Below are 24,663 nucleotides of genomic sequence, written 5' to 3'. Positions count from 1 at the left end.
CCACGGGCACAGCCTACCGAGCCAATTGAGATGGCTTCTAGTCAGTGAGGGCCGGGAGAAGCAGTCCACTGCCCGGCCCTCACCATGCCGTCCAGCCCACTGCTGCGCCGCTGCAAGGGCTACGCCGCACTCGCGGAAACGGGCGAGGCCAACGCGGCTCGCCTGCTAGCTTCCGACGCGGCCTAGCAGATCCGATGCCTTTTTCTCGAAGTTCTCGATGAAGCCGTCGGCGAGAGCATCGATGGTGCGGTCGCTCTGGGGCGGGGCCTCGTTGGATGAGGACGGGGTCGGCTCGTTCTCCTGGGCGTGTGCGATGCCGGAGAAGGCCAGGGCGGCACCCGTGAGGGCGACGGCAGCCAGTACACGCTTCGTGTTCGTCATGGCCTGCCAACGATCACAGTCAGAGCGGGTCACAAAAGCGCCCGACGTGCGGCAACGTGCTGCCTGCCCGCGCCCGGCGAGTCGCCCGAAGGGCCCGTAGGGCGGCGGGCGGGCGGGCCCTGGGCACCGTCGCGACCCCACGCCGCACCGGGTGGCATCGCTTCAGCGCCTCACTCCCCCGGACCGTCCGATTCACCGCCCCTGCCGGGGTGTCCCAAGGCGGGCCCGGACACACGACAGCGCGGGCCGCCACCGGATGGTGCCGGCCCGCGCTGGGGGTCGTCGGAGGCGCCCGCTCAGGCGGGCCGCAGAACGACGGCCGACGCCGCCGGCCGACTCAGGACTGGTTCACTGCGGCTGCGGGTTGGTCAGGTTGTTGACCAGGTTGGAGATGGCCCCCGGCTCGCCCGTCTCCATCAGGGTGCGGTGTGAGGACACGTGGCCATCGGAGGTGTCGCCGAAGGTGCCGCTCCCGGCCGATGAGTTGCCTTGCCCAATGGCGCCCTTTTGCCCGCTGGGGGTGTCGTCGGCTGAGGCGGGAACGGCGGCCAGGAACAGGACCGCGACAGCGAGTGTGGAGGAAGCGAGGATCTTCATGCCCGGCCAACGAGGAGACCGGCAGCAGGATGCGCCGGTCAGCCGGCCGCCGCAGCCGAACCCTGCCCGAACCGGGGTACGTCCTCGGCCGTCACGTCCAGGCGCAGCCGCTTGAACCGCACCGGGTGGCGGTACTCCCCGCCCCGGTCCACGGCCCGGTCTGCGCTGACCTCCGCGACCAGGTCCGGGCGGACCAGGGTCACGTCCAGGACGTCACGGCTCCCCCACGCCGAGGCGAACCGCACACCCTCCCAGGGGTGCCCGGGGCCAGCTGCGGCCAAGCGCTCGCCCACCTGCCGGGCCTGCTCCGGGCGCAGCGGGACCGTGCGGCCGACCGCGCGCAGGCGGCCGGACGGGTCGTGGCGGCCCAGGACGAGGAGCTGCGGGCGGGCGAGGGTGCCTGTGATGGCGCCGATGATCGGTTCGGTGGTGTCGCGGCGGCGGACCTTGGTCCAGCCGCGCACTGCGGGCCGGTAGGGCTGGTTCATGCCCTTGGCCACGATCCCTTCGACGCCTGACACATCCGTCCAGGACTCCAGCCATTCGCGCGCCGTGGCCGGGTCGGTGGTCATCGGGCACAGGGGCCACGGGGCCGACAGGCCGTGCCCCGTGAACAAGTCCTCCAGGAGCGCCCTGCGCTCCCGGTAAGGGCGTGCGAGGAGCTCCGCCCCGTCCAGCTGCAAGACGTCGAACGCCACGAAGTAGGCCGGCCACCGCACCACCAGGCCGGGGGCGCTGCGGCCCCGAGCCGCGGCCCTGCGCTGCAACCCCTCGAAGGACAGCCGTCCTGACGCACACCCACTGCACATCGACGACGCCCATCACGCTCTGAACAGGCAGGCAACGTGCCCGTCAGTAAGGAGACGACACTGCACAACCCGCAGGGGCCACCACAGCGGCCCCTACGCCCCGTATCCGCCCTATGTCCGCCGTATGTTGGCGCACCTACAACCGGTTCACGCCATCCAGGTCAGCAGCCAGCGTCAGCGCGTAATACAGGCGGCTCTGCGCCCCGGACGCGTCCTTAGCGCTCCTCTCCAACCCCAGATCGAAGTAGTCATCGATCAGGGCGCTTCTGGATGTCGTGGGCGCGGCGCCGCCGTCGAACGTGGCGGCCGTATACGCCGCCACCGTGTTCCCGGCGCCGTCGATGACCGGGAGCGCGGCAGGGATGAGCGTCCCGCCGCTGACCACGAGCTGGGGCTGACCGGCCACGTACCGCAGACTCAGCGTGCCGATGTCCTCAGGCGTGACCTCGCTGGCGGCGCGCAGGACCGGGGTAAACACGCCGCCCGCTGTTTCGATCATGAGGTCGAGCGGAAGCAGGTCCACGAGGAGGAGGTCTTCTGCTTCGTCTTCGCCTGTGTGGGCTTTTGTCCTGGCAGGGGCGGCCGCGTATGAAACGGCACCTGCGGTGGAATCCTGATGTACCACCGTGAGTTCCGCCGGAATGAACGTCCCGCCGCTGACTTCAAGCCGGGGCTTTCCATCCACATACCGCAGGTCGAGCGTCCCGATGTCCTCGGGCTTGACCTGGTCCGCCGGGACGAGCGCGGGGGCCGTTCCCTCGGGCTTGGCGGTCAGGCCAAGACTTGCGGCCAGCTCCGGCGAAAGCTGGCTCTGGGCGGGACCGTGGGAGTTGGGTGCCTCGGGCTTGATCTCGGTCGTCCGGACGCCTTCCTGCGCGTCGAGCGATTCGAAATCGTTCAGCCCCACTCCGACCTCGATGGCCTCATAGTTGCGGCTCCCAAGGTTCCCAGAGTTCGGCGGGGTCTCAGACATGGCGTCTCCTCACCGGTCAGGCACACTGCCCACGAGGCCAGAGCCTCTCACCACGGAGCGTCACCAAACAACCACCGATTTCAGACCATGGCCGGAACTATCGATCAAGAGCACAGCCAGTTCCGCGAACCAAAGCGGAGCCCCGGCCGGTGCGCTATCCGAACATGACCGTTCTCGGTCAGCCGGCTGCCCCTGCCGGCCCTGCCCCGAACCGCGGGACGTCGCCCGCGGTCACGTCCAGGCGCAGCCGGCTGTACCGCAGCGGGTGCCGGAATACCCTCACGCCGGTCCGGCGCTGCCTGCCCGTCATCACCATCCCTCTCCCCCTGTCCGTGCAGTTCTTCCCCGGTCAGGCGCCGGGCGCGGTGCCCGCCTCGCGGGCGGCGTGCCGCTGGACTTCCTCCGAGGGCGCCACCCACGGCCCGGCCACAGGCGCGGCGGGCTGCGGCCGGTACACGGCGCCCCGGTACAAGGTGGCGACGCCCGCCGTTCCGGCCAGGACCGACAGGACGAAGTCCGCCTGCGCAAGACCGAGGTGGCCCGCCCGCCAGGCCGCACCTGCACAACCCGCGGGGGCCGCCACCACGGCGGCCCCCGCGCCCGTTCTGGGGTTGGCGGGGCGGCTACCGCGCCGCGCGTTCGCGGCGCCTGCTGGTCGTGATTTCTAGCCCTGGAAGGAGATCGCCCTCTCCGAGGTTGTGCCACAGATGCCACCGGTCTGCGACCTGCACGGCCTGCGGGGCGCCGGCGGTGGCGCCCTCGGCGAAGAACGGCGCGCGGTCCCGGCACACGACCTCGATTCCGGGCCGCTGGGCCAGCCACGCGGCCAGGCTTGACGACTCCCGGTCGGGCAGCAGGTCGACGGGCCGGCGGGTTTCGACGTCCACGAGGACCGTGCCGTAGTGGCGGCCCTTACGGGTGGCGTACTCGTCAACCCCGACCACCCGCGGGGCTGGCACCTCAGCCTCGGGAAGTGCTTCGACCAGCCGCAGGACCGTACTGCGGCTGACTGGCACGCCGACGATGTGGGCCAGGCGGGCGCCGGCCCGGCCCGCGAGGGCGAGGCCGATCGCGGCCAGGGTTGAGCGGAGCCGCTCGGTCCGCTGGCCGTGCCTTCGGGTCAGGCCGGGTATCTGCTCGACGAACGTGCCGCGCGGGCACTCGGCATTCCGGCAGCTGAAACGACGGACCCGCAAACGGAGTACGACGCTTCGTCCCGCACTCGGAACATCAGTGGGAAACCGCAGGTAAGAGCCGTGCACCCGGTCGGACCAGGCTCCGCACCCCGGACAAGAGGCACCTGCGGCGGTGCAGCGCGCATCAACGCGCACTATCGCGATGTTCACGTCCACCGACAGCACCGCGACGTCGGCGATCGATGGGAACAGCAACTCCTCCAGCCGGAGCAAGACATCTTCCACAGCCCCGAACTGTCGGCCCAGTCACTCTTGCCACTGCTTGTTTTGAGGCAACCTCCCCCAACGACGCAGGGAGTTCAGCCGTCACTCACAGTGCACGGATCACACAACCTGAGCCAGAACCCGTTCTCATGAACAAAGCCAGGGAGACGGAGCCGGTCATTGTGAAGCTGGGCGTGTGGGTCTCCAACACCAAGACCCGCCGCCACAAACTTACCCAGGACCAGCTGGACGCACTGCGGGAACTGGGCGTGGACTGGGCCTGACGTGGTTCGTCAGTGCTCGCCTTTACCGTGCTGCCATGGAAATGGGAGATGCAGCAGGGTGGGTCGGGGGTGCGGCCGGCATAGCCGCGCTGGTGTACGCGCAGCTCGCGCACAGACAGGCGAGTAGGGCGAACGAGCTTGCCCAGGCGGCGAACGTCCAGAGCAGCGCCTCCACGAGGCTGGCGGAGCAGGCGAATCAGCTCGCTGAGGAAGCCAATGTGTACGCGCGGCGTGGAGAGGCACGGGATATCGAGCGGGACGATGTGCGGTGGGAGGGCGATTGGGTCGAACCGGGTCGCTACGGGTTGGTGCAGCAGGGCGAGGCCACAGCTCATGATGTCGTGGCCATCGTCAGCGTGGACGGTTCCGAGGTCTCGGTTCGCAGTCTCCGGGTGGCCAGAGGTGAGACCTTGATATTTGAGTTCCCGGCGGCGGCCGCCGCCTATTCCGCGGAGCGCGCCTCGTGGGATGAGGCAGTGGCTGAGGCTGCGCGGCCGCGTGGGACTTCCTGGCCTCCGCTCCCGGCCTTCGTGGCTCAGCCAGACCCGTTGCGGATGGGTTTCTACAACCACAGCATCAGCGAGCGCGTCGACTGGGCTACAGCCCAAGGTGCCCACAAGGTGCACGAGTCCGAGCAGAAGTTCGCCTCTCTGGGCCCCCACTGAGCCCTGTGCGGGCCGTCGGCCGTGATCGGACAAACGGCTGCGCGGGCAACCGCTTGTCTTGAAGAATGTCCCCCCGTGTACGTGTCTGCACTGCGGTGTGGAGGGAGGGCGATGCGGCCCGAGGAGACCCTGGACATCAAGCTGGCCTTCGCAGGTTGGTTCGCCGGAAGGCCGGCCGCGGAGCTGGCGGAGATGGAAGCCGAGGCTTACGCGAAGCAGGGGTTCAGTAACTCGCCGCAAGACGAGCTGGACAGCCTGCCTATCGCGCAGAACTACTGGGTGGCTCCGGACATGGTCCGCATCGTGGAAGCGGCACAGGAAACTCTGCCTGACGAAGACGTTCTCCTTGAGGAGCCGCCCTCGAGTCATGGGTTCCTCGTGCTCGCTGAGCCCTTCACGATTCGGTGTGCCGATCCCGAGTGTGTGGATGACCATCCCTTCAGCGGCTTGCGGTGGCGCCCTGTCCATCGAGTCCTCCCAGCCAACAAGTGGGCGGAGGAGCAGCATGATGACGGGATCCTTATCCAGTGGATGGGTCCTGTCGTTGGCGAGGAGGAGCGCCACTTTTTCGGATCACCTGTTGCGCCGGTGGGGAATGGGATGTTCATGCCTGCGGGTCGCCCTCTCCAGATGGCTCAGTCGGTGGAAATCGGCGCCATGCGTCCCGAGTCTGCTGTCTTGTGTCGATTCGCACGCACCATGTGGACCCTGATGCAGCAGCCGCTGGTGGCCGTTGGTGAGCTGGAAGCGGACCGTCCTCAGCGGAGGCGACTCCAACGGGCAGGACAGATTCCCGCTGCTCCCGTGGCTGTCGTCACCCTGCGGCGCAAGACAGCAACGGGCGGGAACAACGACGAGGCCCAAGAGGTCGAGTGGTCTCACCGCTGGTTGTCCGGGGACACTGAGCCCTTCTCGGTAGCCTCCGATTGCTCTGTGTGACGGCGGTCGGATGGTCAGCGTGCTCCAAGGGCGGGCAGGCATCTCGACGAGGATGATCGGGATCTCCAGTCCGCTTCGCGCCGACTCGGGCTCTGCGATCGGCCAGCTACGAGAATGCGCGCAGGAACGGCCTGATGGTGCGGACGAGTTCCTCGGGTCGATCCCACTGCGGCGTGTGTGCGCCCGGGGTCCGCACTACCTCGACACCGAGTCGGGCGGCGAGCCAGGCGGCGGCCTCGTAGAAGAAATCCGGTGATTCCCGGCCGACCAAGACCTGGGCAGGGGCGGTGATGCCGGCGAGCGTTGCGTCGTCAGGATGGTAGGACTCGAACGTCCCCATCTCGACGCCGAAAAGGGTCTCCCCGTTCGAGGCCATCCTGTGACGCAGGTCCGGGTCCAGGCGATCCCAGGTCTCGTCGCCCGCAGCGAATCGGATGAAGTGCTCTACGGCTGCCTGAGGCCCCCCGGCGGCCATCCCCGCTTCGACGACCGGCCCCACGACGGCCTGGGCCTCGCCCGGGTTCTCCAGGACCGAGAAGAGCGTGATCTCGTGCAGGAGGGCGCCGCGGACGACGCCGGGGTGGCGGATGAGCAGGTCGAGGGCGGTGATCGCCCCATAGCTGTTGCCGAACACGGCGGCGGGAGCGAGCGCGAGCGCGGTAAGAAGTGCTGCGGCGTCGTCGGCCTGCTCAGCTGCAGAGGTGGCCTCCCACCCGCTGGGGCGCGGGCTGCGGGAGTTGCCACGCCGGTCGTAGGTGACCACGGTGAATTCGTCGGCGAGCAAGTCCGCGACTCGGTCGAAGTGTCCGGCATCGCCGGTCGCACCGGAGATGAACAGCACCGATGGGCCGGCGCCCCGAAGCTCGTAGTAGATGTCTGTCCCGTTCACGGCAATCGACGGCATAGCGACTTCCTCAGCTAGACGAGGACCTTCGACGTCTCTGCGAGATACTGCTGGTCCTGCTACCTGTGCGCGTCGGACGCGGCGCGCGGTATCGCCTGCGGGTGGGCGCGTCGAGCGGCCAAATGGCGGTCGCCGACTGTCCCTTTTCAAGTCCCAGCTTCCGTGATCTCCGTCAGATGGTGCGGCCGTACTCCAGTTGCAGAAGAACAAGGGCGGCTGCGGCGATCTCGGTGATCCGGCTGGGGTCGAGGCTGACTCGGCGCAGGGCCTTGAACGTTGTCTTGAGCAGGGAGTTGGCGCGCTCGCACACGCCGTGGACACCCCGGATGACCTTGTTGCAGGTCTGCTGCGCCTCGGTCAGCTTGCCGCCTGCGGGCTTCTTCACCGGGTGGCGGAAGCCGCCGCCGGCGTTCTCGTAGCCGAGGTCGACCAGGGTCGGGACGCCCAGCTCGGCGGCGAAGGTGTTCAGGGCGTCGATCAGGCCGTGGTGGCGGGCGCAGGTGGTATCGTGCTCGCGGCCCGGGCGGACCGAGGAGACCCAGATCGGCCAGCCGTCGGGGGTGGGAATGACCTGCACGTTCGCGCCGTGATGCCGGTGTTTCCCGGACCACCACAGGTCCGCGCCGTTGGGGCCGATGGCGGCGACGCGGTCGGTGCGGACCACGGTGCCGTCCAGGTTCAGATGGGTCAGCCCGGCCTCTTTCGCGCGTCGCAGCGCGGTGTCGAGATCTGGTGCGCCGGCCGCCAGGACGGTGAGTCCTTCGTGCGGGTACCGGTAGGCGGTGGATGTTGACAGGCCGTTGTCACGGGCGAGTTGGGCCATACGCGTGCCGTCGATGAACCAGCGCAGGACGAATACGGCCTGCCGAAAGCAGCCCAGCGCACGTCGTCCCCTGCGGATGCCGATCTCTGCCCGACGGTCTCGCAGCAGCCGGGCCAGATGCTCGGCGGTGGACCGCTGCGCATCGAGCACGGCGGTGTATGTGACGCTGGTCGACACGTGAGGCCCCTCGGTCGGATCTTTCTGTCGCAAGATCGTCCCTATCAGGAGCCTTACGTCTGCCCGGACTTGAGGTTAGAGAGAGTGTCACCGCAAGCCGAACCGTCACGATCCATGACCGCCGGTTACCGAGAAAGGCTCATTGTCGACTGATTTCTGCATGAGCGCTGCTCGAAAATACGATGCCCCCCGTGAGGCGGCGAGCGCATCCCGGTGCTGTTCGGCCCCGCTGTCAGCTCCCGAGCATCTCGGCGAGCACCTCGGCTTCGCTGATCTCGGGCCGCTTGGTCGCGGTGAGTAGCGTCAAGGGCCGGTCCTTGGCGAGGTCTCTCAGGTGCGCCAGAGCGTCTGCATGTTCGGGATCTTGGAGCTCGTTGCGGTAGCGGCGGCTGAATTCCGCGAACCGGTCGGGGTCGTGGCCGTACCACTTGCGCAGCTCGGTGGGCGGGGCGACCTGCTTGCACCACTCGTCGAGATGGGCCTTCAACTTGGTCAGTCCCCGCGGCCAGATGCGGTCGACCAGCACTCCGGCACCGTCTGCCTGCGCCGGAGCCTCGTAGACCCGGCGGACACGCACCATCTGCTCGCGTGCCATGCGACCTCCTCGCCATGGAACAGTCCACGACACGTAGTAACGGGCGACGATCTCAAGGCGTGCCACTTCGTCCGGACCGGGGTAGGCCACGAGGACTGGCAGGCCGTTGGGGTCCCGGCCCTCGATGAGGGCGAAGCCCTCACCGGGCCTGGTGTACACATGGTCGGACCGGGCTCGCAGTACGCGCTCGCACCGCTGGAAGTATCGGTCTGCATGACCTGCTACACCGCCGTGCTCCGCTCACCGGCCGAGTGCCCTCGCTGCGGCATGGTCCAACCACTGATCGCGCGGGATGACGACGGCACCGAGGTCTGCGGACCATGTGTCGGCTTCGCCGCCGACTACACCTGCAAGCGGTGCGGTCGGGCCGGCAACCCCCACAGCCGCGGCCGATGCGCTCACTGTGTCCTCGCCGAGCGGGTCAACGCCCTGCTGGCCGGGCCCGACGGCACCGTCGCTGAGCAGCTGAGACCGCTCGCGGACGCACTGACACACGCTCCCTCACCGTTCCCTGCCATCCAGTGGATCAAGGAAAGCCCGAACACCAAGCTCCTTGCCCGACTCGTTGCGGAAGGCGACACGCTCACACACGAGCTGCTGGACGAGCTCCCGCCCAGCCGGAACAAGCGCTACATCCGTCAACTCCTTGTCCACACAGGCATCTTGGAGGAGCGACACGAGGACCTCGAACGCATCCCCGGCTGGCTGGATTACGAACTCGCGGACAAGCCGGCCGCCCACGCCAACCTCGCCCGCCCGTTCCTGAACTGGTTCCTGCTCCGGCGGGCACGCCAGCGGGCCGCCATCCGCCGCCATCCCGCCTCCGCCGACCGCGACCTGCGGCGCCGCGTCAGCGTCGCCCTGGACTTCCTGGCCTGGATGGACCAGCGCGGCCTTGTCCTCGCCGACCTCGCCCAGGAACACATCGACGACTGGATCGCCGGAGCCACCAGCCAGCGGCGCCACCTGATCCGCTACTTCCTGAAGTGGACCACGAGCCGTCGACTCACCCGCGAACTCACCGTCCCCTCCATCCCGAGGCAGGAACCCCAGAACCTGCTCGACGAGGACGATCGGTGGCCGCTCCTCCAGCGCTGCTTGACCGACGATGCCCTGCCCACGGACGTCCGCGCCGCTGGCGCGATCACCCTGCTGTTCGGCCCGTCCACCGAACGCCTCTGCCATCTGACGCCCGAGTACCTCAAGTTCGGCGACAAGCACGCCCACCTGGTACTGGGCCGCCACCCCGTCCTGCTGCCTCCACGGCTCGCCGAGCTCCTGCGGCACCTCGCTGAACAACCGCAGCTGCGGCCGCAGCTCTCGCGAGTCCACTCAGGCCCCCGGTGGCTCTTCCCGGGCATGGTCCCGGGCAAGCCGATCTCGACCCACGGCATGACTCAGAAGCTCAACCGTCACGGCATCCCGGTTCGCACCGCGCGCAACGCGGCGCTGGCCGCCCTCGCTGCTGATCTCCCCAGCCCGATCCTCGCCGATGTGACCGGGATGCACCGCCACACCGCACTCCGCTGGGTCGCCTACGCCCGACGCGACTGGGCCGAGTACCTCGCCGCACGTGCCACGGAACAAGGGCAGGGTGTTCGCGAGTAGGGCTGGTCAGGGCCAGGATGCATCGGCTTGAGATCGCCCCCGAGTAGGCGCCACTTGAAATGAGTCGCGGCTGATCTTCCCCGAGTTACCCGGTGCGGCGCGTGATCAGGGCCTCCAGACCGTCGAGGATCCGCTCCAAGCCGAAGTCCAGCGCCTGATCCCGGCCGTCCTGTGAGGCAATGGCCGCGGCGAGCGCGGGGAAGCGGTCGGCGTGCTGGTGCACCAGGGGGCCGAGGACGGCCAGGAGTTCCGTCTCGGGCGAGCCGTCCGGCCGGGCCGCGCGGGCCTGCTCGGCGATGCCCCGGACGTGCCCGGCCAGCAGCACCGCGGCGTCCATCCGCTCGGGTCCGGTCAGCCCGTGGCCGTCCAGGGCCGCGACCACCCGCTCCAGCCAGCCGAGTTCCTTGGGGCCCATCACTCGCGGGCCGACGGTGGCGTCGAGCAGCCACGGGTGCTCGGTGAACGACCTCGCCAACTCTTTTGACCAGGCCGTTAGTTGCTCACGCCACCCGAGCCCTTCCACGACCGGCGGCGGTCCGCCGACCGCGGCCTCCACCATGAGCGCGACCAGCTCCGCCTTGCCGGGCACATAGCGGTAGAGCGACATCTTGGTGAAGTCGAGCAGCCCGGCCACCTTCTGCATCGAGACTGCGCCGAGGCCCTCGGCGTCCGCGATCTCGACGCCCGCCGCAGCGATCCGCGCCAGGCTCAGCGCGGGCTTCGGCCCCCTGGACGGCTTGGCGGGCGGTCCCCAGAGCAGCCGCACCGCCTCGTTCGTTTCCTCGCCCAATTCCCGCTCCGTCCCGCATTTCCGCCTGTCCCTTGCTAGGCGACCTAACTGCGTCTACCGTACACAGCAATAAATCGTGTCCGCCAGACACAGTTAATCGACAGCCTCAGATGGAGTGGTTCACGTGAGCACGAAGGTCCTGATCTCGGGCGCGAGCATCGCCGGCCCCGCACTGGCCTACTGGCTAGGGCGGTACGGCTTCGAGACCACCGTCGTCGAGTTGGCCCCCGCCCTGCGCGGCGGCGGCCAGGCGGTCGACTTCCGGGGCCAGACCCACCTGACCGTGCTGGAGCGGATGGGCGTGCTCGACGAGCTGCGCGCGCTCGACACCGGCGGCAGCCCGATAACCTTCGTCGATCACCGCGGCCGTCAGATCCTCCACCTGCCGGCCGACTTCGCGGGCGGGGACGTCGAGGTCCCGCGCGGGGAGCTCGCCCAGGTGCTACACCAGCGAAGCCTCCCGCGCACCGAGTACCTCTTCGGCGACTCGATCACCGCCCTGGAGGAGACGCCCACCGGCGTCCGGGTGACCTTCCAGCACGGCGCGCCACGCGAGTTCGACCTGGTGATCGGCGCCGACGGGCTGCACTCCAATGTCCGACGGCTCGCCTTCGGCCCGGAGGAGCGCTACGTCCGCCACCTCGGCTACTACGCGGCCACCTGGCAGCTGCCCAACTACCTGGGCCTGCCGCCCGGCTCAATCGGCCTCAACGTCCCCGGCAGGCTTGCCGCCGTCGGCGCCGACCACCGCGACCCGACCAGGGCGGGTGCCTTCTTCGTCTTCGCCTCAACCGAACTCCGTTACGACCGCCACGACGTGGCGCATCAGAAGAAGCTGATCCGGGACGCCTTCGCAGGCCTCGGCTGGGAAGTGCCCCGGCTGCTGGAGAGCCTGGGGCAGGCCCCCGAGCTGTACTTCGACTCGATCAGTCGGGCCGACGTCCCCGCCTGGTCCACCAGTCGGATCGCCCTCCTCGGCGACGCCGCCTGCGGGGCCACCCTCGGCGGCATGGGCACCGGCACCGCGGTGGTGGCGGCGTACGTCCTGGCCGGCGAGCTGGCCCGGGCCCGAGGCGACCACCGCACCGCCTTCCCCTGCTACGAGCACACCCTGCGCGACTACGCCCAGGGCTGCCAGAAGGGCGGCGACCGCACCGGCCCGTTCCTGGCGCCCGGCACCGCGACCAGGCTGCGGGTGCGCAACGGGCTACTGAACCGGCGCTGGATCCTCGACAAGATGCTGAAGATGGGCAAGCAGATCAGCAGCGTCGACCTGCCAGACTACGCGGCCGGGCCGTCAAACGCTGCTGCGTTCAACGTCGTGGGCGGACAGGTCAGCCCTCGGGCAGCACGCCGCTAACGGGACCACCCGGTCGCGGGCGGCTCGCAGCGCGACGGTGAAACCGTGCACGATCGAACCCTGGCCGGACAGGGAGCTCTCGGCACTGAGCAACACCTGCTCTCGGTACTCGCCGACGAAGCTACCCGCTGGCCCCAACGTGGGCGGGAAGGACGGAATAGTGCACGGTTGGAATAACCCCCTCCCGCCAGTATTGCAGGAGATCGCCCGCGGCAGCATCGTCGAGCACTACAACGCCCCCGCCATCGCCTCCACCCTCGTCAAGGGCCACCAGGGCCGCCGCCCTCGCAAGCACTGGTGGATCAGCGAGCCGGTCGCTGAAGCGATCACGGTCGCCGAGAGCGTCTCGTCGCACCCCCGGCGGGTGTTCGCCACCCTGACGCCGCGGGCCGTGAACGAGGAACTGGACGGTGGCGCCATGGTCGACTCCTTCATCGCCTGCGTCAACGCCGGCGGCACCTGGTCCGGGCTGGCCCAGATTCCCAAGGGCAAGGTCCGCCCGCACATGTTCCGGCGCACCATGGCGATGCTCACCGACCAGTTCGCCGGATCCGAGATCGCGCTCGGAATGCAGCTCAAGCACATCGCCACCCGGGCCCTCGCCAACCGCGCGACCCGCGGCTATGCGGCCCCGGACCCTGGTTGGGCCGAGCACCTCGAGAACGCCGTCCACGCCGCGCGGTTCCGTCGACTCAAAGACCTGTACGAAGTGCACGGCAGAGGCCAGGACATCGGGTTCGGCTCGGCAGCCGAACGCCTTAAGGGCGTCTTCGACCAGATCACCGCCACGGTCAAGGCCCGCCACGGGGACGCCCGCGTCGAGATGGACCTTCTGCGCAAGGCGCGCATCACCATCCGCTTCGGGACGCTCAACAACTGCCTGTTCGACGAACGCAGCCCGGCCGGAGCGGTCTGCCTGGAGAACGCGGTCGTTCCCGAAGGGCACAGCGGTCCTCTCGAGGACCGCTGCCGCCCCGACCGCTGCCCCAACAGCATGATCACCGCCGAGCACGCCCCACTCTACGAAGCCCACCACCGCACCCAGCTCAACCTGCTCCAGACCCCCGGCCTGCCCGCCTGCCGCAAAGCCCTCATCACCAGGGAAGCCGAACGCGCCGAGGCAGTCCTGTACAAGATCCGAGGCACCACTCCATGACCCCCAGCCCCCGCATCACCCCGGACGGCGTCTCCGCAGAAACCGCCCAAGCCCTGCGCGCAGCGATGCTCCGGCTCTTCACCGGCAAGCCGCAGCGTCCGACGGACGGCTGACCAAGGAGAACCTCTGGCGCGAAGCCCAGATCAGCCGGGCCACCATGAACCGCGCCCAGCCGATCCTCGCCGAATGGGACGCCCGCATCGCCGAGCACGGCAAGACCACCGTCGGCGAGACCCGCAGGGACGCCGAGATCAGCCGCCTCCGCAAGAAGCCGGCGGACAAGACCCAGCAGTGCACCCTGCTGGAAAGGCGCCTTATGGCCGCCGCGACCGCCATCGCCGCCCTTCACCACCACAACGAGGCGCTCCGTGCGGAGCATGCCGCCCGCACCGGCAACGTCGTTCCCCTCATCTCTTCCCGACGATGACACCACCTCGATTGCCCATGACTCCACCGGCCGTGGAGCAACCTCGGTAGCCACCGCTACAGCGACGGTGACAGGACCATGGCCCGCGCTCCCTCTTTACCGGAATCCGGTGATGGCGCGAAGTCACCACTTTCACCTCGATGCCAGGGGCCACTCGGTGACCGTGGACATCCACAGCGGCCATCCGAGGCTGATCGAGCTGCTTGTCGACGGCACGGAGATCGGCCACGTTCCGCTGCACGGGAACCGTACCCAGCTTGTCACCGGGGAGCTGCCCACTGATCCACCACTGCCTGTGATCGTCCGTATCGCTCCCGGGCCTGGCACGCCCCGCTGCACCGCCGTGATCGGCAGCGCGGAGACGCTGATGTCCCCACGTGCCTTCTGAGGCGGGGATGCGACACAGCGACAACCAGCCCTCGCGTCCCAGGACAGGCGGTGCCTGGGTGCTGCCTTCATCGGCGGGGCGGGTGGCCTCATCGCCGAGCATGGCCACGCCAGTGACGAGGAAGGCCATGCCTACGGCGAGCAGGTGTAGGCCGGGGCCGGGAAAAACATAGAGGGCAGCACATTGCAACGAGGCACTGCTGGGCACAAGGCCCAAGGCCGCTTCGGCAGCGTCCCGCTGACAGCTCTCAGCCCGTCGCCGCTGTGCGTGCGCGGTGGGCAGCGATCTCACGCCCGGCCAGGACGATCGCCGCGATGTTGAACGGGAAGGCGATCAGGTCAGCCGGTTCAGATACATCGAAGGACCGCAGCAGGCTGGCTACGGTCGCGCTCAGGAGGAGGACCAGGGGCAGGAACCTGCGCCACGGCGGTATGTCAGGCAGGCGGGCGGCCTTGATCGTGTAGCGCAGGGCGAGAACGAAGACGACGGCGAACAGAACGTAAGGCAGCACGTGCGGGATTCTCTCCGGGAAGGGCGACGGACGCGGTGGCTGGTTACGGTTCGATGAGACCGACGCGGATGGCATAGCGGGTGAGTTCCAGGCGATCGCGGAGGCCGAGCTTTTGAAGCAGGTTGGCACGGTGGCGCTCGACGGTCTTGGCGCTGATGACGAGGAGGTCACCGATCTCTTTGGAGGTGTGGCCCTCGGCGACGAGTTTGAGGATCTCCTCCTCGCGTTCGGTGATGGGGCGGGCGGGCAGGGGATCGCCTCTGCGGGCACGGTCGAGGTAGGTGCGGATGAGGGTGGTCTCGGCGCCGGGGTAGATGAAGGGTTCGTCACGCAGGGCGGCGCGGCAGGCTTCGACGAGGTCGCGGTCGGCGACGGACTTCAGGACGTACCCGGAGGCGCCGGTCTTGAGGGCTTCGAAGAAGTACTGCTCGTTGTCGTACATCGTCAGCATCAGGATGCGCGGGTTGGGGCGGATGCGGGCGAGTTCACGTGCGGCTTGGAGACCGGTCTGGCGGGGCATGGCGATGTCGAGGATGGCCAGGTCGATCTCCTGGCCGCGGGCCTGGGCGACAGCTTCGGCTCCATCGGCTGCCTCGGCAACGACACTCAGGTCCGGTTCGGCGTCGAGGATGAGGCGTACGCCGCGGCGGACCAGGGCGTGGTCGTCGGCGAGCAGAATGCGGGCCGGTGCGGTCATCGGGCGTTCTCCCCGGGGTGGTCTCCAGCGGTGATGCCTGCGACGTTCAGACGTACTTGGGTGCCGCCGCTCGGGCCGGCTCCGATCAGGAGCTCCGCGCCGATGAGCAGGGCGCGTTCGCGCATGCCGCGGATGCCGGCTCCTTCAGGCGCCGATCGAAGTCCCTGGCCGTTGTCGCGGACCAGCAGGCCCACTCCGCCGCCGGGCAGGGCGCGCAGGTGGAGTTCAACCGCGCGGGCGCCGGAGTGGCGGGCGGTGTTGGTCAGCGTCTCCTGGGCGATGCGGTAGAAGACGAGTTCGGTTGCCGGGTCCAGCTGTGGCAGGCCGGGGGTGATGTGGGTGCTCACGCTCAGGCGGGAGGTGGTGAATTCGGCGGCCAGGGCGCGCAGGGCGCTGTGCAGGCCGAGTTCTTCCAGTACTCCGGGGCGCAGACGGCGGGCGATGCGGCGGATCTCATCCAGACTGGCGCGGGTGGTCTCCTGCGCCTGGTGGAGGTCTTCGCGTACGGGGGCGGGGGCGTGGTCGGCTGCGTGTTTGAGCTGGAGGAGGACGGCGGTGAGGGTCTGGCCGACCTCGTCGTGGAGTTCCTGGGCGATGCGCCGGCGTTCGGCTTCCTGCGCGGACAGGACCCGGCCTGAGCTGGCGGCCCGTTCGGCTTCCAGGCGGCTGAGCATCGCGTTGAACGTTTCCGTCAGTTCGGCGATCTCACCAGTGCCGGAGACCGTAGTGCGGTGGCCGGGCTGGAGGAGGTCCGCCGTGGCCATGGCCCGGGTCAGGCGCTGCAGCGGGGCGAGGCCGATCCGCAGCAGGACGGCGTTGGCGACCAGCATCGCCACCAGCCCGGCGAGTAGGACCAGGGCCTCGCCGAGCAGCACGGGGGTGGAGACGGTGACAGGGCCGAGGAGCAGCAGGACCGCGACGACGAGGACGGCGGCGTTGAGGAGGAAGATCCGCCAGTACAGCGACATGGTCCCGTGCCTTTCTCTGTGGGCTCCCACCTTCACTGTCCCCGCCTTGTGTCCGGGCGTCATCCGGGGCCTGACCTGCGGTGGACGTGCTGCCCCGCCCCAGCCTGGTGGGTTGCGGCACTGCTTGTCCATCCGTGGCGACACCCATATCCCGGGCCTGTTCGCACCTGGCAACATGAGCCCGTGCCGTGCCGGATCACCTGCCCGATCCTGCCGTGCTTCGCACCACCATCGCAAAGATCGAAAAGAGGGGGATGGGCTGTGCCTGCTCCACGGATGAGCACCACGCCACTGCCGGGGATCGGCGTGCAATACGACCTCACCACGCGTGAGCACCGGCATCTGTCGGTGATCGCGCACCGGGACGGGACGCGCACGGTCAACGTCTACCGCACCGACGACCCGGATGCCTGCGCCCAGTCATTGCACCTGACCAGCGGCGAGACGGCTGCGCTGATCGACGCTCTGATGCCCGCGCACCACAGCCCGAACCTGCTGTCCACCACCGGCCTGGGGCTGGTGGCCGAGCGCATCGAGCTGTCCGCGCACTCGTACTGGAATGGCCGGGTGCTGGGCGAGACGCGGATGCGGACCGAGACGGGCGCGTCAATCGTGGCCGTGCTGCGGCGGGCGGAGGCGATCCCATCTCCCACGCCGGACTTCCGGCTGGCCGGCGGGGACAGGCTGATCGTGATCGGCACCCGCGAGGGCGTCGACGCTGCCGCCGCGATACTGGGACGGGAGTGAAGCCTGTGCACTCCGCATTGTTCCTGATCGAATTCGGCGCGATCATCCTCGGTCTTGGACTGCTCGGCCGGGTCGCGGGCAGGCTCAAGTTCTCGCCCATACCCCTGTACCTGCTGGCCGGTGTCGCCTTCGGTGAGGGCGGCCTGCTTCCCCTGCCCGCCAGTGAGGAGTTCGTCGCGATCGGCGCCGAGATCGGCGTCATCCTCCTGCTGCTGATGCTCGGGCTGGAGTACACCGCGAGCGACCTCGTCTCCAACCTCAAGACGCAGTACCCCGCGGGTCTGGTCGACTTCGCCCTGAACGCCGTGCCCGGCGCGCTGGCCGCGCTGCTGATGGGCTGGGGCCCGGTCGCCGCAGTCGTGCTGGCCGGAGTGACCTGGATTTCCTCCTCCGGCGTCATCGCCAAGGTCATGGGCGACCTGGGCCGCCTCGGCAACCGCGAGACGCCGGTCATCCTCAGCGTCCTGGTCCTCGAAGACCTTGCCATGGCCGTCTACCTGCCCATCATCACCGCCCTGCTGGCAGGAGTGAGCCTGGCGGCCGGCAGCGCCACCCTGGCCATCGCGCTCGGGGTCGCCGGGGCCGTGCTGTTCGTCGCCGTCCGCTACGGACGGCTGATCTCCCGCTTCGTCTCCAGCGACGATCCCGAGAAGCTGCTTCTCGTGGTCCTCGGCCTGACTCTGTTGGTGGCGGGCGTCGCGCAGCAGCTCCAGGTCTCGGCCGCCGTCGGCGCGTTTTTGGTCGGCATTGCCCTGTCCGGTGAGGTGGCCGAGGGCACCCACACGCTGCTGAGCCCGCTGCGGGACCTGTTCGCCGCGGTGTTCTTCGTCTTCTTCGGCCTGCACACCGACCCGGCGAGCATCCCGCCCGTGCTGCTGCCCGCACTCGCGCTGGCTGTCGTCACCGCTCTGACGAAGATCGCCACCGGCTACTGGGCCGCCAAACGCGCCGGCGTGGGCGTCAAGGGACGCTGGCGCGCCGGCGGAACCCTGGTCGCCCGCGGCGAGTTCTCCATCGTCATCGCCGGTCTCGCCGTCACCGCAGGCATCGAACCGGCGCTGGGGCCGCTGGCCACCGCGTACGTCCTGATCCTGGTCGTGATCGGGCCTCTGACCGCCCGCTACACCGAACCCGTGGCCGCCTGGATCAGCAAGCGCCGCAGCCCTGACGGGCCGGGACCGGTTCCCCTGCCCTCCTCGGCGAAGTCGCCCGTGGCCGTACCGGACCAGGACCCGGCCGGCCGCGCGTGAGCGAGGACGACTGGGCGGCGCCATCGGCTTCGCCCGTCACCTCCCCCGCCTCATGTTGCGCAGCCCGGCCTGGCAGGCTGATACGGCACGGCACCCCGTCTCTAGTGCGGTGGCCCTGACCGTGTTGATCGTGTTGTGGCCGGTGAGCATCGTGTATCTGGCCTGCCGCATCGCCGCCCGCCGCCGCAGGCGCTGACTGCTCAGCGCCCGCCGCTCGGGGGCGGTGGTTCGAGGTGTCCGTGCTCGCCGAGCCAGCGGGCGAGTTTGCCGCGCCGTCCGATGGCACGCAGGCGTTGTTCCGCGGCTTCCCGCACTCTGGGTGTGGTGACCAGGAGCAGCTCATCGCCGCGGTTCGCAGGACGGTCTCCGAGCGGGGCACGAGGGTGATGCCGTCGCGGACGATGAGGGTGATCACCGTGGGGGGCGGTAGGCGGAGCTCGGCGACGGTGACGCCGTGGAGCCGTGACCCGGGCGGGATGGCGACGGTGAGCAGGTCGGCGTCCAGGATGTCCAGAGGCGCGGCCTCGACCTGGATCTCGCGCAGCGCACCGGGGCGGGTCAGCCCCAGTCGGCGGGCCACGGCGGGCAGGCTGGGGCCCTGGACCAGGGTGAACACCACGACGAGGACGAAGACGATGTTGAGCAAGTGCCGGGCGCCGTCGACGGCCGCGACGATGGGGAAGGTCGCCAGCACGATGGGGACGGCGCCACGCAGACCGGCCCAGGAGATGAACGCCTGCTCCCGCCCCGGGGTCCGGAAGAAGGCCAGGCAAGCGGCAACCGACACCGGCCGGGCGACGAGCAGCAGGACCAGGCCGACGGCGAGGGCGGGCAGGACCGCGGAGGAGAGTTCGCTGGGGTCGACGAGCAGGCCGAGCATGACGAACAGGCCGATCTGGGCGAGCCAACCGGTGCCCTCGGCAAACGAGCGGGTCGCGGCCCGGTGCGGGAGGCTGGAGTTGCCCAGGACCAGGCCGGCCAGGTAGGCGGCGATGATGCCGCTGGCGTTCGCGGCGCCGCCCGCAGCGAAGGCGATGATGCCGAAGCCAACGGTGGCCAGCGGATACAGGCCGGTGGCCGGCAGGGCGATGTGCCGCAGAGCGGCGACCCCGATCCGGCCGATCAGCAGACCCAGCACACCACCGACCACCAGCTGGTAGATCACGTTCCCGGCGATGTACGCGGGCTCGGGCAGGTCGGCGGCCGCGGTGGAGAACACCAACACCAGGATGATCGTCGGGGCGTCATTGAATCCGGACTCCGCTTCCAGCAGCCCGGTGACCCTCTGGGGCAGCGGCAGGGAGCGCAGTACGGCGAAGACGGCGGCGGCGTCGGTGGAGGAGACGATCGCGCCGAGCAGGAGCGCCAGGTGCCAGTCCATGCCCAGGAGGAAGTGCGCTCCGGCGCCGGTGACGGCGACCGAGACGGCGACGCCGGCGGTGGCCAGGACTCCGGCCGGTGCCGGCAGCCGCCGCACATCCGACCACTGGGTGGTCAGGCCGCCTTCGACGAGAATGATCGCCAGGCCGGCGGTGCCCAGGGACTGCGCGAGCTGCGCGTCGTCGAACTCGATGCCGATGACGTCCTCACCGGCGAGGACTCCGACAGTGAGGAAGAACAGCAGGCTGGGCAGCCCGATCCGGTGGGCGGCGCGGGCGGCGGCGATACTGGCCATGAGCACGGTGCCGCCGACCAGCAGGACCAAGTAGAGCTGCTGCAGCGTCACCGTCACTCCTCGCCTACGGGCCCGAGCCGACTCATGACCTGGGCGGCCGGATACGGCGCCCGCGGGCCGCCCCGAAGAGGTTCACCGCCATCGCGGTCATGACCAGGCCCGCCGCGAGCAGCAGCCCCTGGGGCAAGACCACACCCACAACCACAGCGGCAAGCGCGATCGCCAAAGCGAGCCAGGCGCGGCCCCGCCGGTACTCCCGGGGTCGCCGGGGGCGGCCCTTGCCCAGACCGCGGGCGAAACGCGGATCGTCGTGCCAGAGCATGGCTTCGAGATGAGCGATCTTCTCGTCGTCGGATTCGGACACGGTCCCCACCTCCTCAGCGTGGGCTCGGGGTCAGGCGAGCGCAAAGCAGCGCAGCCACACGTACAGGCCGGCGATAGCAGTGGTGACAGCGGTGACGATCAGCCCGTACCGGCTGAACTGCCAGAACGAGATGTGATGGCCCGCGCGATCAGCGATGCCGACCACGACGACGTTGGCGGAGGAGGCGATGATCGTGGCGTTACCCGCCAGGTCGGCTCCGAGCGCGAAGGACCACCACAGCACCGCGGCCTCCTCGAGGCCGCCGGAGGCTGTGACGATCTCGGAGACGACCGGGCTCACGGAGGCGACGAAAGGAATGTTGTCGATCACGGCCGAGGGCACCACCGAACCGAACAGCAGCGCCATCGATGCCCCGAACAACTGCCCCTCGGTCGCCCGGGCAGCGGCCTGCCCGAGGTCGGTGATGATCCCGGTCTCCACCATTGCGCCGACCATGACGAACAGGCCGGTGAAGAACGCCAGCGTCTCCCACTCCACATCGCCGGCCACTTTTCCTGGCGTTGAGCCGGGACACGGCCAGAAGCACCAGACCCCCACTGATGGCCACCACCGAGGGCTCAAGGTGCAGCGTGGTGTGCAGCACGAAGCAGATCATCACGATCACGACGACTACGCCACTGACGGCCAGCAGCCGCCCGTCCTTGATCGCATCCCGCTCGCGCATCTCCATCACCCGCGCCGCCCGCTTGGCGTCGTACACGAAGGCGGAACGGAACATCCACCGGGCCATCACGGCGAACACGACGACCAGCAGCGTCGCGATCGGTGCCATGTGGAGCAGGAAGTCGTTGAAGGACAGCCCGGCCCGCGAGCCGATCATGATGTTGGGCGGGTCACCGATCAAGGTGGCGGCGCCGCCTATGTTGCAGGCCATCACCTCCGCGATCAGGTACGGCACAGCTGGCAGGCCGAGCCGCTGGCACACCACGATCGTCACGGGTGCAATCAGCAGGACGGTGGTGACGTTGTCCAGCCACGCGGACAGGAACGCGGTCGCAAGGATCAGCAGGACCATCAACCGATACGGCCGCCCGCGGGCCCTCTTCACCGCCCAGATCGCCACGTACTCGAAGATGCCGGTCCGCTTGAGGACCGCGACGATCAGCATCATGCCGAGCAGCAGGAATATGACGTCCCAGTCGATCCCGGCGCGCTTGGAGAAGAACGCGTGCTCGGGGCTGGTCGCCCCGAGCAGCAGCATGACCACCGCGCCTCCGAGCGCCGCAGCCACCCGATGGACCCGCTCGGTCGCGATCAACACATAGACAGCAGCGAAGACCGCGTCGCCACGCTCACGGCGGCACCACGCCGAGGTCACAGCGGACCGAAGCGGGCTGCCGTCCGTATGCGCAGGGACACAAGCGGGTCATCGGCGCGGACTCCGTTCGTGTCGTGGCCACGAACACCCACGTTGCCCAGCGGCGTGCGCCACTATGGCCCCGCGCCGAGAGAGGCATCAGGGATGCTCCTCAACCTCACCATCACCCGCCCCACCCGCCCCGTGCATCGGGGTTGACACCCACCTTTTGGCCGCACCGCCGTCGGGCGTGCGGCTGATGGGACCTCGCGCGACGGCAGATGGTCGAGCTGGACTCATTGGAGGGTGCGAGACGTACACGCCTCATCGGAGCTCGTGTGGTGACCCCGCCCGGGGCCGGTGGGCGCTGCAGTCAGGCAACCCTGCGGGAGCCGGGCCGGGCGAACCTGGTGGACCGGCCGGGGCCCAACCAAGGCCAGCCGGTCCGGCAGGCCTCAATCCGTCCGTACGCGAGACGGTCGAGCAGCTCGTGCAGGCGGTCCGCGACGGCAACGACCCTCGTAACCGCCGCACGCTGCTGGCCGATCTGGCCATCGTCGCGGACACCGCTGCCCTGCTGCTCTGTGGAGTGGCTGTACCCGTCGCGGTGAGGCGCGAGGCTCAGGCGCGGCGGAACAGGTCACCGGCGCTCGACCAGCTGCTGCCCGGACTCGAGGCAAATCGACGCGAACCGCCAGCGCCATGTTCTGCGCCGTACGAGTGAATCCGGCAGTCGCCCACTTTTGGGTACGGCCTGTCTCAACGTCCATCAGAGCAAGCGCTGCCGAGGCATCCTCAAGACCGCACTGACAAGCGATCTGTAGGGGGCTAACCGTCTCATGAGACACAGGGATCGCGGAGAAAACCCTGCGCCAGCAGATCTGCCCGCCGCAGCTGCAGGCGCGGGCACAGCAGACCTCGACCTGGCTGGTCTCCGGGAGCAAGCCGTTCGCGGCCCTGGCCGGCGGCACTGTGGCCACCACGTACGGGGCGCGTACCGCGCTGGTCGTCGGGACGGTGGTGCTGGTCTTGCCGGTGGCCGTGTTGTGGCGCTCCCCGGTCAGCCGCCTGACCGCGATGCCGGTGACCGCTCCGCCCTCCGGCGACTCCGCCCTCGTGTGCCGTGACCGTCCGCCCCCCGATGCGGCCGGAGCGGACCCGCACCCGTGAGCGTCGCCGCCTCCTTCCCTCCGCCTTCTCTCCGAACTGTGAGGCCCTCTTGCCGCCCACCCGCTCGCACATCCACGATCTCGTCACCGCCTACCTCGAACGGCACCCGGCTGAAGCGCCGCTGCTGGCACCTCTGTTGCGGCTGCTGGACGAAGACGCCGAGCCCACGAGCCGCTCGACCATGCCGGGGCACATCACGTGCAGCGCGGTCGTCGTCGACCACGACCGCCGTGTCCTGCACGTCCAGCACAACGTCTTCGGACTGCTGCTGGCACCAGGCGGGCACGTTGAGGCAGGTGATCGCTCGCTGCTGGAAGCGGCGCTGCGCGAGGTCCACGAGGAGGCCGGCATCCCGCCCGGCGCCCTGTGCGCCACCGCCGCCTACGGGAGCCTGCCCATCGACATCGACGTCTTCGCATTGACGCCAACCCGGTCAAGGGCGAAGGCGCGCACCAGCACTGGGATTTCCGCTTCGTCTTCCAGCTGGTGGACAGGGATGTCGAGGTCACAGTGCAGCCGGAGGAGGTCTCGGCGGCCGAGTGGCTGGCCTTCGACGAGGTCACGGCCCTGCCACTGCGGGCGAAGCTCTGTGCCTCCGGGCTCGACGGCCGGATCGAGCCGGTCAACGCCTCGGCGTTGATCCACGATGGGCACGGCCGCTACCTGCTCCACCTGCGCGATGACCTGCCCGGCATCTGGGAACCGGGCGCCTGGTCCCTGCTCGGCGGAGGCCACGAGCCGGACGACACCTCGCTCGAAGACACCATCCGCCGAGAACTGCGCGAGGAAGCCGGACTCGAGCCGGACGTCCTGGAGCCCTTCGCCGTCGAGCTCGCCACCGGCACCGACGGCCTGACCGTACCGATCCAGATCTTCACCACCCGGTGGAACGGCGACCCCGCAGGCCTAACGCCCACCGAGGGCGTGATGCTCGCCTGGTTCCACCCCGACACCATGCCCCGCCTGCGGATGAGCCCCTCCACCCTGGACCTCGTACGCCAGCACGCCGAGCACTCGGCCCGCAGCAAGGCGGTGGCCTCCCGCCCTGAAGCCCTCGGGCCGAAGGCCGGTAGCACCAGCGTTCCGCACATCGTCGGCATCCACCTCTATCTGGAGCGCGACGGCCAGGTGCTGCTCGGCCTGCGGCACCCCGACTCCGCGTACGCCGGAGGCACCCATCATTTCCTCGCCGTTCATTAGGCAAGCTGTCTGTCGGAATCAAGACTGTCGGGATGCATCAACGGTCCAGGGCCGCGGCTATGCGCCCCGGTCTCGTTTCACAACGCGTGGCGCGAATCATATGGTGAGAGGGGGCCAGAGGACTTCGGTGGCGACGGCAGCGGGGTCTTCGACGCCAAGAGCAGCAGAAGCGGCAATCTTCGTCACTAAGCCAGTCGAATTTGGAGAGTTCGGTGATGGTGTCGCTGGGGACGGTGGCGCACCGTACGGCTGTGGCTTTCTGCACGGCAGTTCGGAGTCCCGCGTGTTGGGGGCCCAGCTCTCGTCGCTGAGGCCAAGAAGTCTGGGCCAGTCAGCTGGTTCCATAGCACCTTATTGGCGACGTGCCCCCGGTCCCGCAGCACGCCACCTCAGGCGGCGCCGCTCTTCCCCGACGACAGCTACGCAATGGCTCATAGGCGTCCTATCCGGTCGGATTCGGCTGCGTTAGCGTCACCCTTCCGAACAC

At 69.1% G+C, this 24,663-nt stretch carries 24 protein-coding genes and 5 pseudogenes; 13 read left to right on the top strand and 16 right to left on the bottom strand.

From position 1 onward, the window contains the following. Positions 1-165: 165 nt before the first annotated feature. From M4D82_RS32740 to M4D82_RS32715, 6 genes and pseudogenes are all read right to left on the bottom strand, one after another. On the bottom strand, positions 166-381 hold the full coding sequence (locus M4D82_RS32740) for a hypothetical protein (protein ID WP_249771263.1): 216 nt from the start codon (positions 379-381) through the stop codon (positions 166-168). Between the two features lie 348 nt (positions 382-729). Continuing rightward, complete coding sequence (locus M4D82_RS32735; RefSeq protein WP_249771261.1) at positions 730-978, bottom strand: hypothetical protein; 249 nt, start codon at positions 976-978, stop codon at positions 730-732. Between the two features lie 38 nt (positions 979-1,016). Next, positions 1,017-1,787: an ATP-dependent DNA ligase gene (locus M4D82_RS32730; protein WP_283844530.1), complete on the bottom strand. Its 771-nt coding sequence runs from the start codon at positions 1,785-1,787 to the stop codon at positions 1,017-1,019. A gap of 136 nt (positions 1,788-1,923) precedes the next feature. After that, a complete protein-coding gene (locus tag M4D82_RS32725) occupies positions 1,924-2,760 on the bottom strand; it encodes a hypothetical protein (RefSeq protein ID WP_249771257.1) in 837 nt (278 codons plus the stop codon). Positions 2,761-3,109: 349 nt separating this feature from the next. After that, positions 3,110-3,346, bottom strand: a complete 237-nt coding sequence (locus tag M4D82_RS32720) for a hypothetical protein (protein WP_249771255.1) — start codon at positions 3,344-3,346, stop codon at positions 3,110-3,112. Between the two features lie 99 nt (positions 3,347-3,445). After that, a pseudogene (locus M4D82_RS32715) lies at positions 3,446-4,181 on the bottom strand (ISL3 family transposase); the annotation flags it as partial. 143 nt (positions 4,182-4,324) lie between these two features. Here M4D82_RS32715 and M4D82_RS32710 point away from each other — a divergent pair. From M4D82_RS32710 to M4D82_RS32700, 3 genes and pseudogenes are all read left to right on the top strand, one after another. Next, positions 4,325-4,444, top strand: a pseudogene (locus tag M4D82_RS32710) (helicase associated domain-containing protein); the annotation flags it as partial. 35 nt (positions 4,445-4,479) lie between these two features. Next, a complete protein-coding gene (locus tag M4D82_RS32705) occupies positions 4,480-5,109 on the top strand; it encodes a hypothetical protein (protein ID WP_249771249.1) in 630 nt (209 codons plus the stop codon). 111 nt (positions 5,110-5,220) lie between these two features. Then, entirely contained in the window at positions 5,221-6,048 is an 828-nt protein-coding gene (locus M4D82_RS32700) for a hypothetical protein (protein WP_249771247.1), read from the top strand. A gap of 106 nt (positions 6,049-6,154) precedes the next feature. Here M4D82_RS32700 and M4D82_RS32695 read toward each other — a convergent pair whose 3' ends face one another. The 3 genes from M4D82_RS32695 to M4D82_RS32685 form a co-directional block, all read right to left on the bottom strand. Continuing rightward, a complete protein-coding gene (locus M4D82_RS32695; RefSeq protein ID WP_249771245.1) occupies positions 6,155-6,952 on the bottom strand; it encodes an alpha/beta fold hydrolase in 798 nt (265 codons plus the stop codon). 172 nt (positions 6,953-7,124) lie between these two features. After that, positions 7,125-7,952 (bottom strand): HARBI1 family protein, encoded by an 828-nt coding sequence (locus tag M4D82_RS32690; protein ID WP_249771243.1) that lies wholly within the window; start codon positions 7,950-7,952, stop codon positions 7,125-7,127. Between the two features lie 232 nt (positions 7,953-8,184). Continuing rightward, the gene (locus tag M4D82_RS32685) at positions 8,185-8,547 is read right to left on the bottom strand and encodes a DUF488 domain-containing protein (protein WP_249771241.1); all 363 of its coding nucleotides are present in this window, start codon (positions 8,545-8,547) and stop codon (positions 8,185-8,187) included. A 159-nt stretch (positions 8,548-8,706) separates the two neighbouring features. Here M4D82_RS32685 and M4D82_RS32680 point away from each other — a divergent pair, with 159 nt between their 5' ends. Next, positions 8,707-10,155, top strand: a complete 1,449-nt coding sequence (locus M4D82_RS32680) for a hypothetical protein (protein WP_249771239.1) — start codon at positions 8,707-8,709, stop codon at positions 10,153-10,155. A gap of 85 nt (positions 10,156-10,240) precedes the next feature. Here the strand turns inward: M4D82_RS32680 and M4D82_RS32675 are convergent, their stop codons facing one another. Then, entirely contained in the window at positions 10,241-10,945 is a 705-nt protein-coding gene (locus M4D82_RS32675; RefSeq protein ID WP_249771237.1) for a TetR/AcrR family transcriptional regulator C-terminal domain-containing protein, read from the bottom strand. 124 nt (positions 10,946-11,069) lie between these two features. Here M4D82_RS32675 and M4D82_RS32670 point away from each other — a divergent pair, with 124 nt between their 5' ends. The 4 genes from M4D82_RS32670 (at position 11,070) to M4D82_RS32655 (ending at position 14,276) form a co-directional block, all read left to right on the top strand. Beyond that, the gene (locus M4D82_RS32670; RefSeq protein ID WP_249771235.1) at positions 11,070-12,305 is read left to right on the top strand and encodes an FAD-dependent monooxygenase; all 1,236 of its coding nucleotides are present in this window, start codon (positions 11,070-11,072) and stop codon (positions 12,303-12,305) included. A gap of 193 nt (positions 12,306-12,498) precedes the next feature. Continuing rightward, entirely contained in the window at positions 12,499-13,461 is a 963-nt protein-coding gene (locus M4D82_RS32665) for a hypothetical protein (RefSeq protein WP_249771233.1), read from the top strand. 157 nt (positions 13,462-13,618) lie between these two features. Further along, positions 13,619-13,888, top strand: coding sequence for a hypothetical protein (locus M4D82_RS32660; protein ID WP_249771231.1), 270 nt, complete (start codon positions 13,619-13,621; stop codon positions 13,886-13,888). Between the two features lie 157 nt (positions 13,889-14,045). Further along, complete coding sequence (locus tag M4D82_RS32655) at positions 14,046-14,276, top strand: hypothetical protein (RefSeq protein WP_249771229.1); 231 nt, start codon at positions 14,046-14,048, stop codon at positions 14,274-14,276. Between the two features lie 247 nt (positions 14,277-14,523). Here the strand turns inward: M4D82_RS32655 and M4D82_RS32650 are convergent, their stop codons facing one another. Genes M4D82_RS32650 through M4D82_RS32640 form a run of 3 tightly spaced genes read right to left on the bottom strand, consistent with a single transcriptional unit; the run spans position 14,524 to position 16,452 of the window. Beyond that, a complete protein-coding gene (locus M4D82_RS32650; RefSeq protein ID WP_249771227.1) occupies positions 14,524-14,787 on the bottom strand; it encodes a hypothetical protein in 264 nt (87 codons plus the stop codon). A gap of 43 nt (positions 14,788-14,830) precedes the next feature. After that, positions 14,831-15,484 (bottom strand): response regulator, encoded by a 654-nt coding sequence (locus tag M4D82_RS32645; RefSeq protein WP_249771225.1) that lies wholly within the window; start codon positions 15,482-15,484, stop codon positions 14,831-14,833. Next, a complete protein-coding gene (locus M4D82_RS32640; RefSeq protein ID WP_249771223.1) occupies positions 15,481-16,452 on the bottom strand; it encodes a sensor histidine kinase in 972 nt (323 codons plus the stop codon). Before M4D82_RS32640 ends, M4D82_RS32645 begins: the two co-directional genes overlap by 4 nt. A gap of 276 nt (positions 16,453-16,728) precedes the next feature. Between M4D82_RS32640 and M4D82_RS32635 the strand changes: the two genes are divergently transcribed. Beyond that, the gene (locus M4D82_RS32635; RefSeq protein WP_249771221.1) at positions 16,729-17,199 is read left to right on the top strand and encodes a cation:proton antiporter regulatory subunit; all 471 of its coding nucleotides are present in this window, start codon (positions 16,729-16,731) and stop codon (positions 17,197-17,199) included. Positions 17,200-17,204: 5 nt separating this feature from the next. Further along, entirely contained in the window at positions 17,205-18,449 is a 1,245-nt protein-coding gene (locus M4D82_RS32630; protein ID WP_249771219.1) for a cation:proton antiporter, read from the top strand. A 200-nt stretch (positions 18,450-18,649) separates the two neighbouring features. Here the strand turns inward: M4D82_RS32630 and M4D82_RS32625 are convergent. From M4D82_RS32625 to M4D82_RS32615, 3 genes and pseudogenes are all read right to left on the bottom strand, one after another. Then, positions 18,650-20,175: pseudogene (locus M4D82_RS32625) on the bottom strand (potassium/proton antiporter). Positions 20,176-20,206: 31 nt separating this feature from the next. Continuing rightward, entirely contained in the window at positions 20,207-20,488 is a 282-nt protein-coding gene (locus M4D82_RS32620) for a DUF3040 domain-containing protein (protein ID WP_249771217.1), read from the bottom strand. Between the two features lie 30 nt (positions 20,489-20,518). Then, positions 20,519-21,827 (bottom strand): annotated as a pseudogene (locus M4D82_RS32615) (ArsB/NhaD family transporter). Positions 21,828-22,778: 951 nt separating this feature from the next. Here M4D82_RS32615 and M4D82_RS32610 point away from each other — a divergent pair. From M4D82_RS32610 to M4D82_RS32600, 3 genes and pseudogenes are all read left to right on the top strand, one after another. Then, positions 22,779-22,976, top strand: a complete 198-nt coding sequence (locus M4D82_RS32610) for a hypothetical protein (RefSeq protein ID WP_249771215.1) — start codon at positions 22,779-22,781, stop codon at positions 22,974-22,976. Then, a pseudogene (locus M4D82_RS34460) lies at positions 22,948-23,277 on the top strand (hypothetical protein); the annotation flags it as partial. The gene M4D82_RS32610 and the pseudogene M4D82_RS34460, both read left to right, overlap by 29 nt. A gap of 185 nt (positions 23,278-23,462) precedes the next feature. Beyond that, a complete protein-coding gene (locus tag M4D82_RS32600; RefSeq protein ID WP_249771213.1) occupies positions 23,463-24,176 on the top strand; it encodes an NUDIX domain-containing protein in 714 nt (237 codons plus the stop codon). The last annotated feature ends 487 nt before the right edge of the window (positions 24,177-24,663 follow it).

The sequence above is a fragment of the Streptomyces sp. RerS4 genome (assembly GCF_023515955.1).
GTDB lineage: Bacteria > Actinomycetota > Actinomycetes > Streptomycetales > Streptomycetaceae > Streptomyces.
This window is presented reverse-complemented; position numbering and strand designations above follow the sequence as displayed.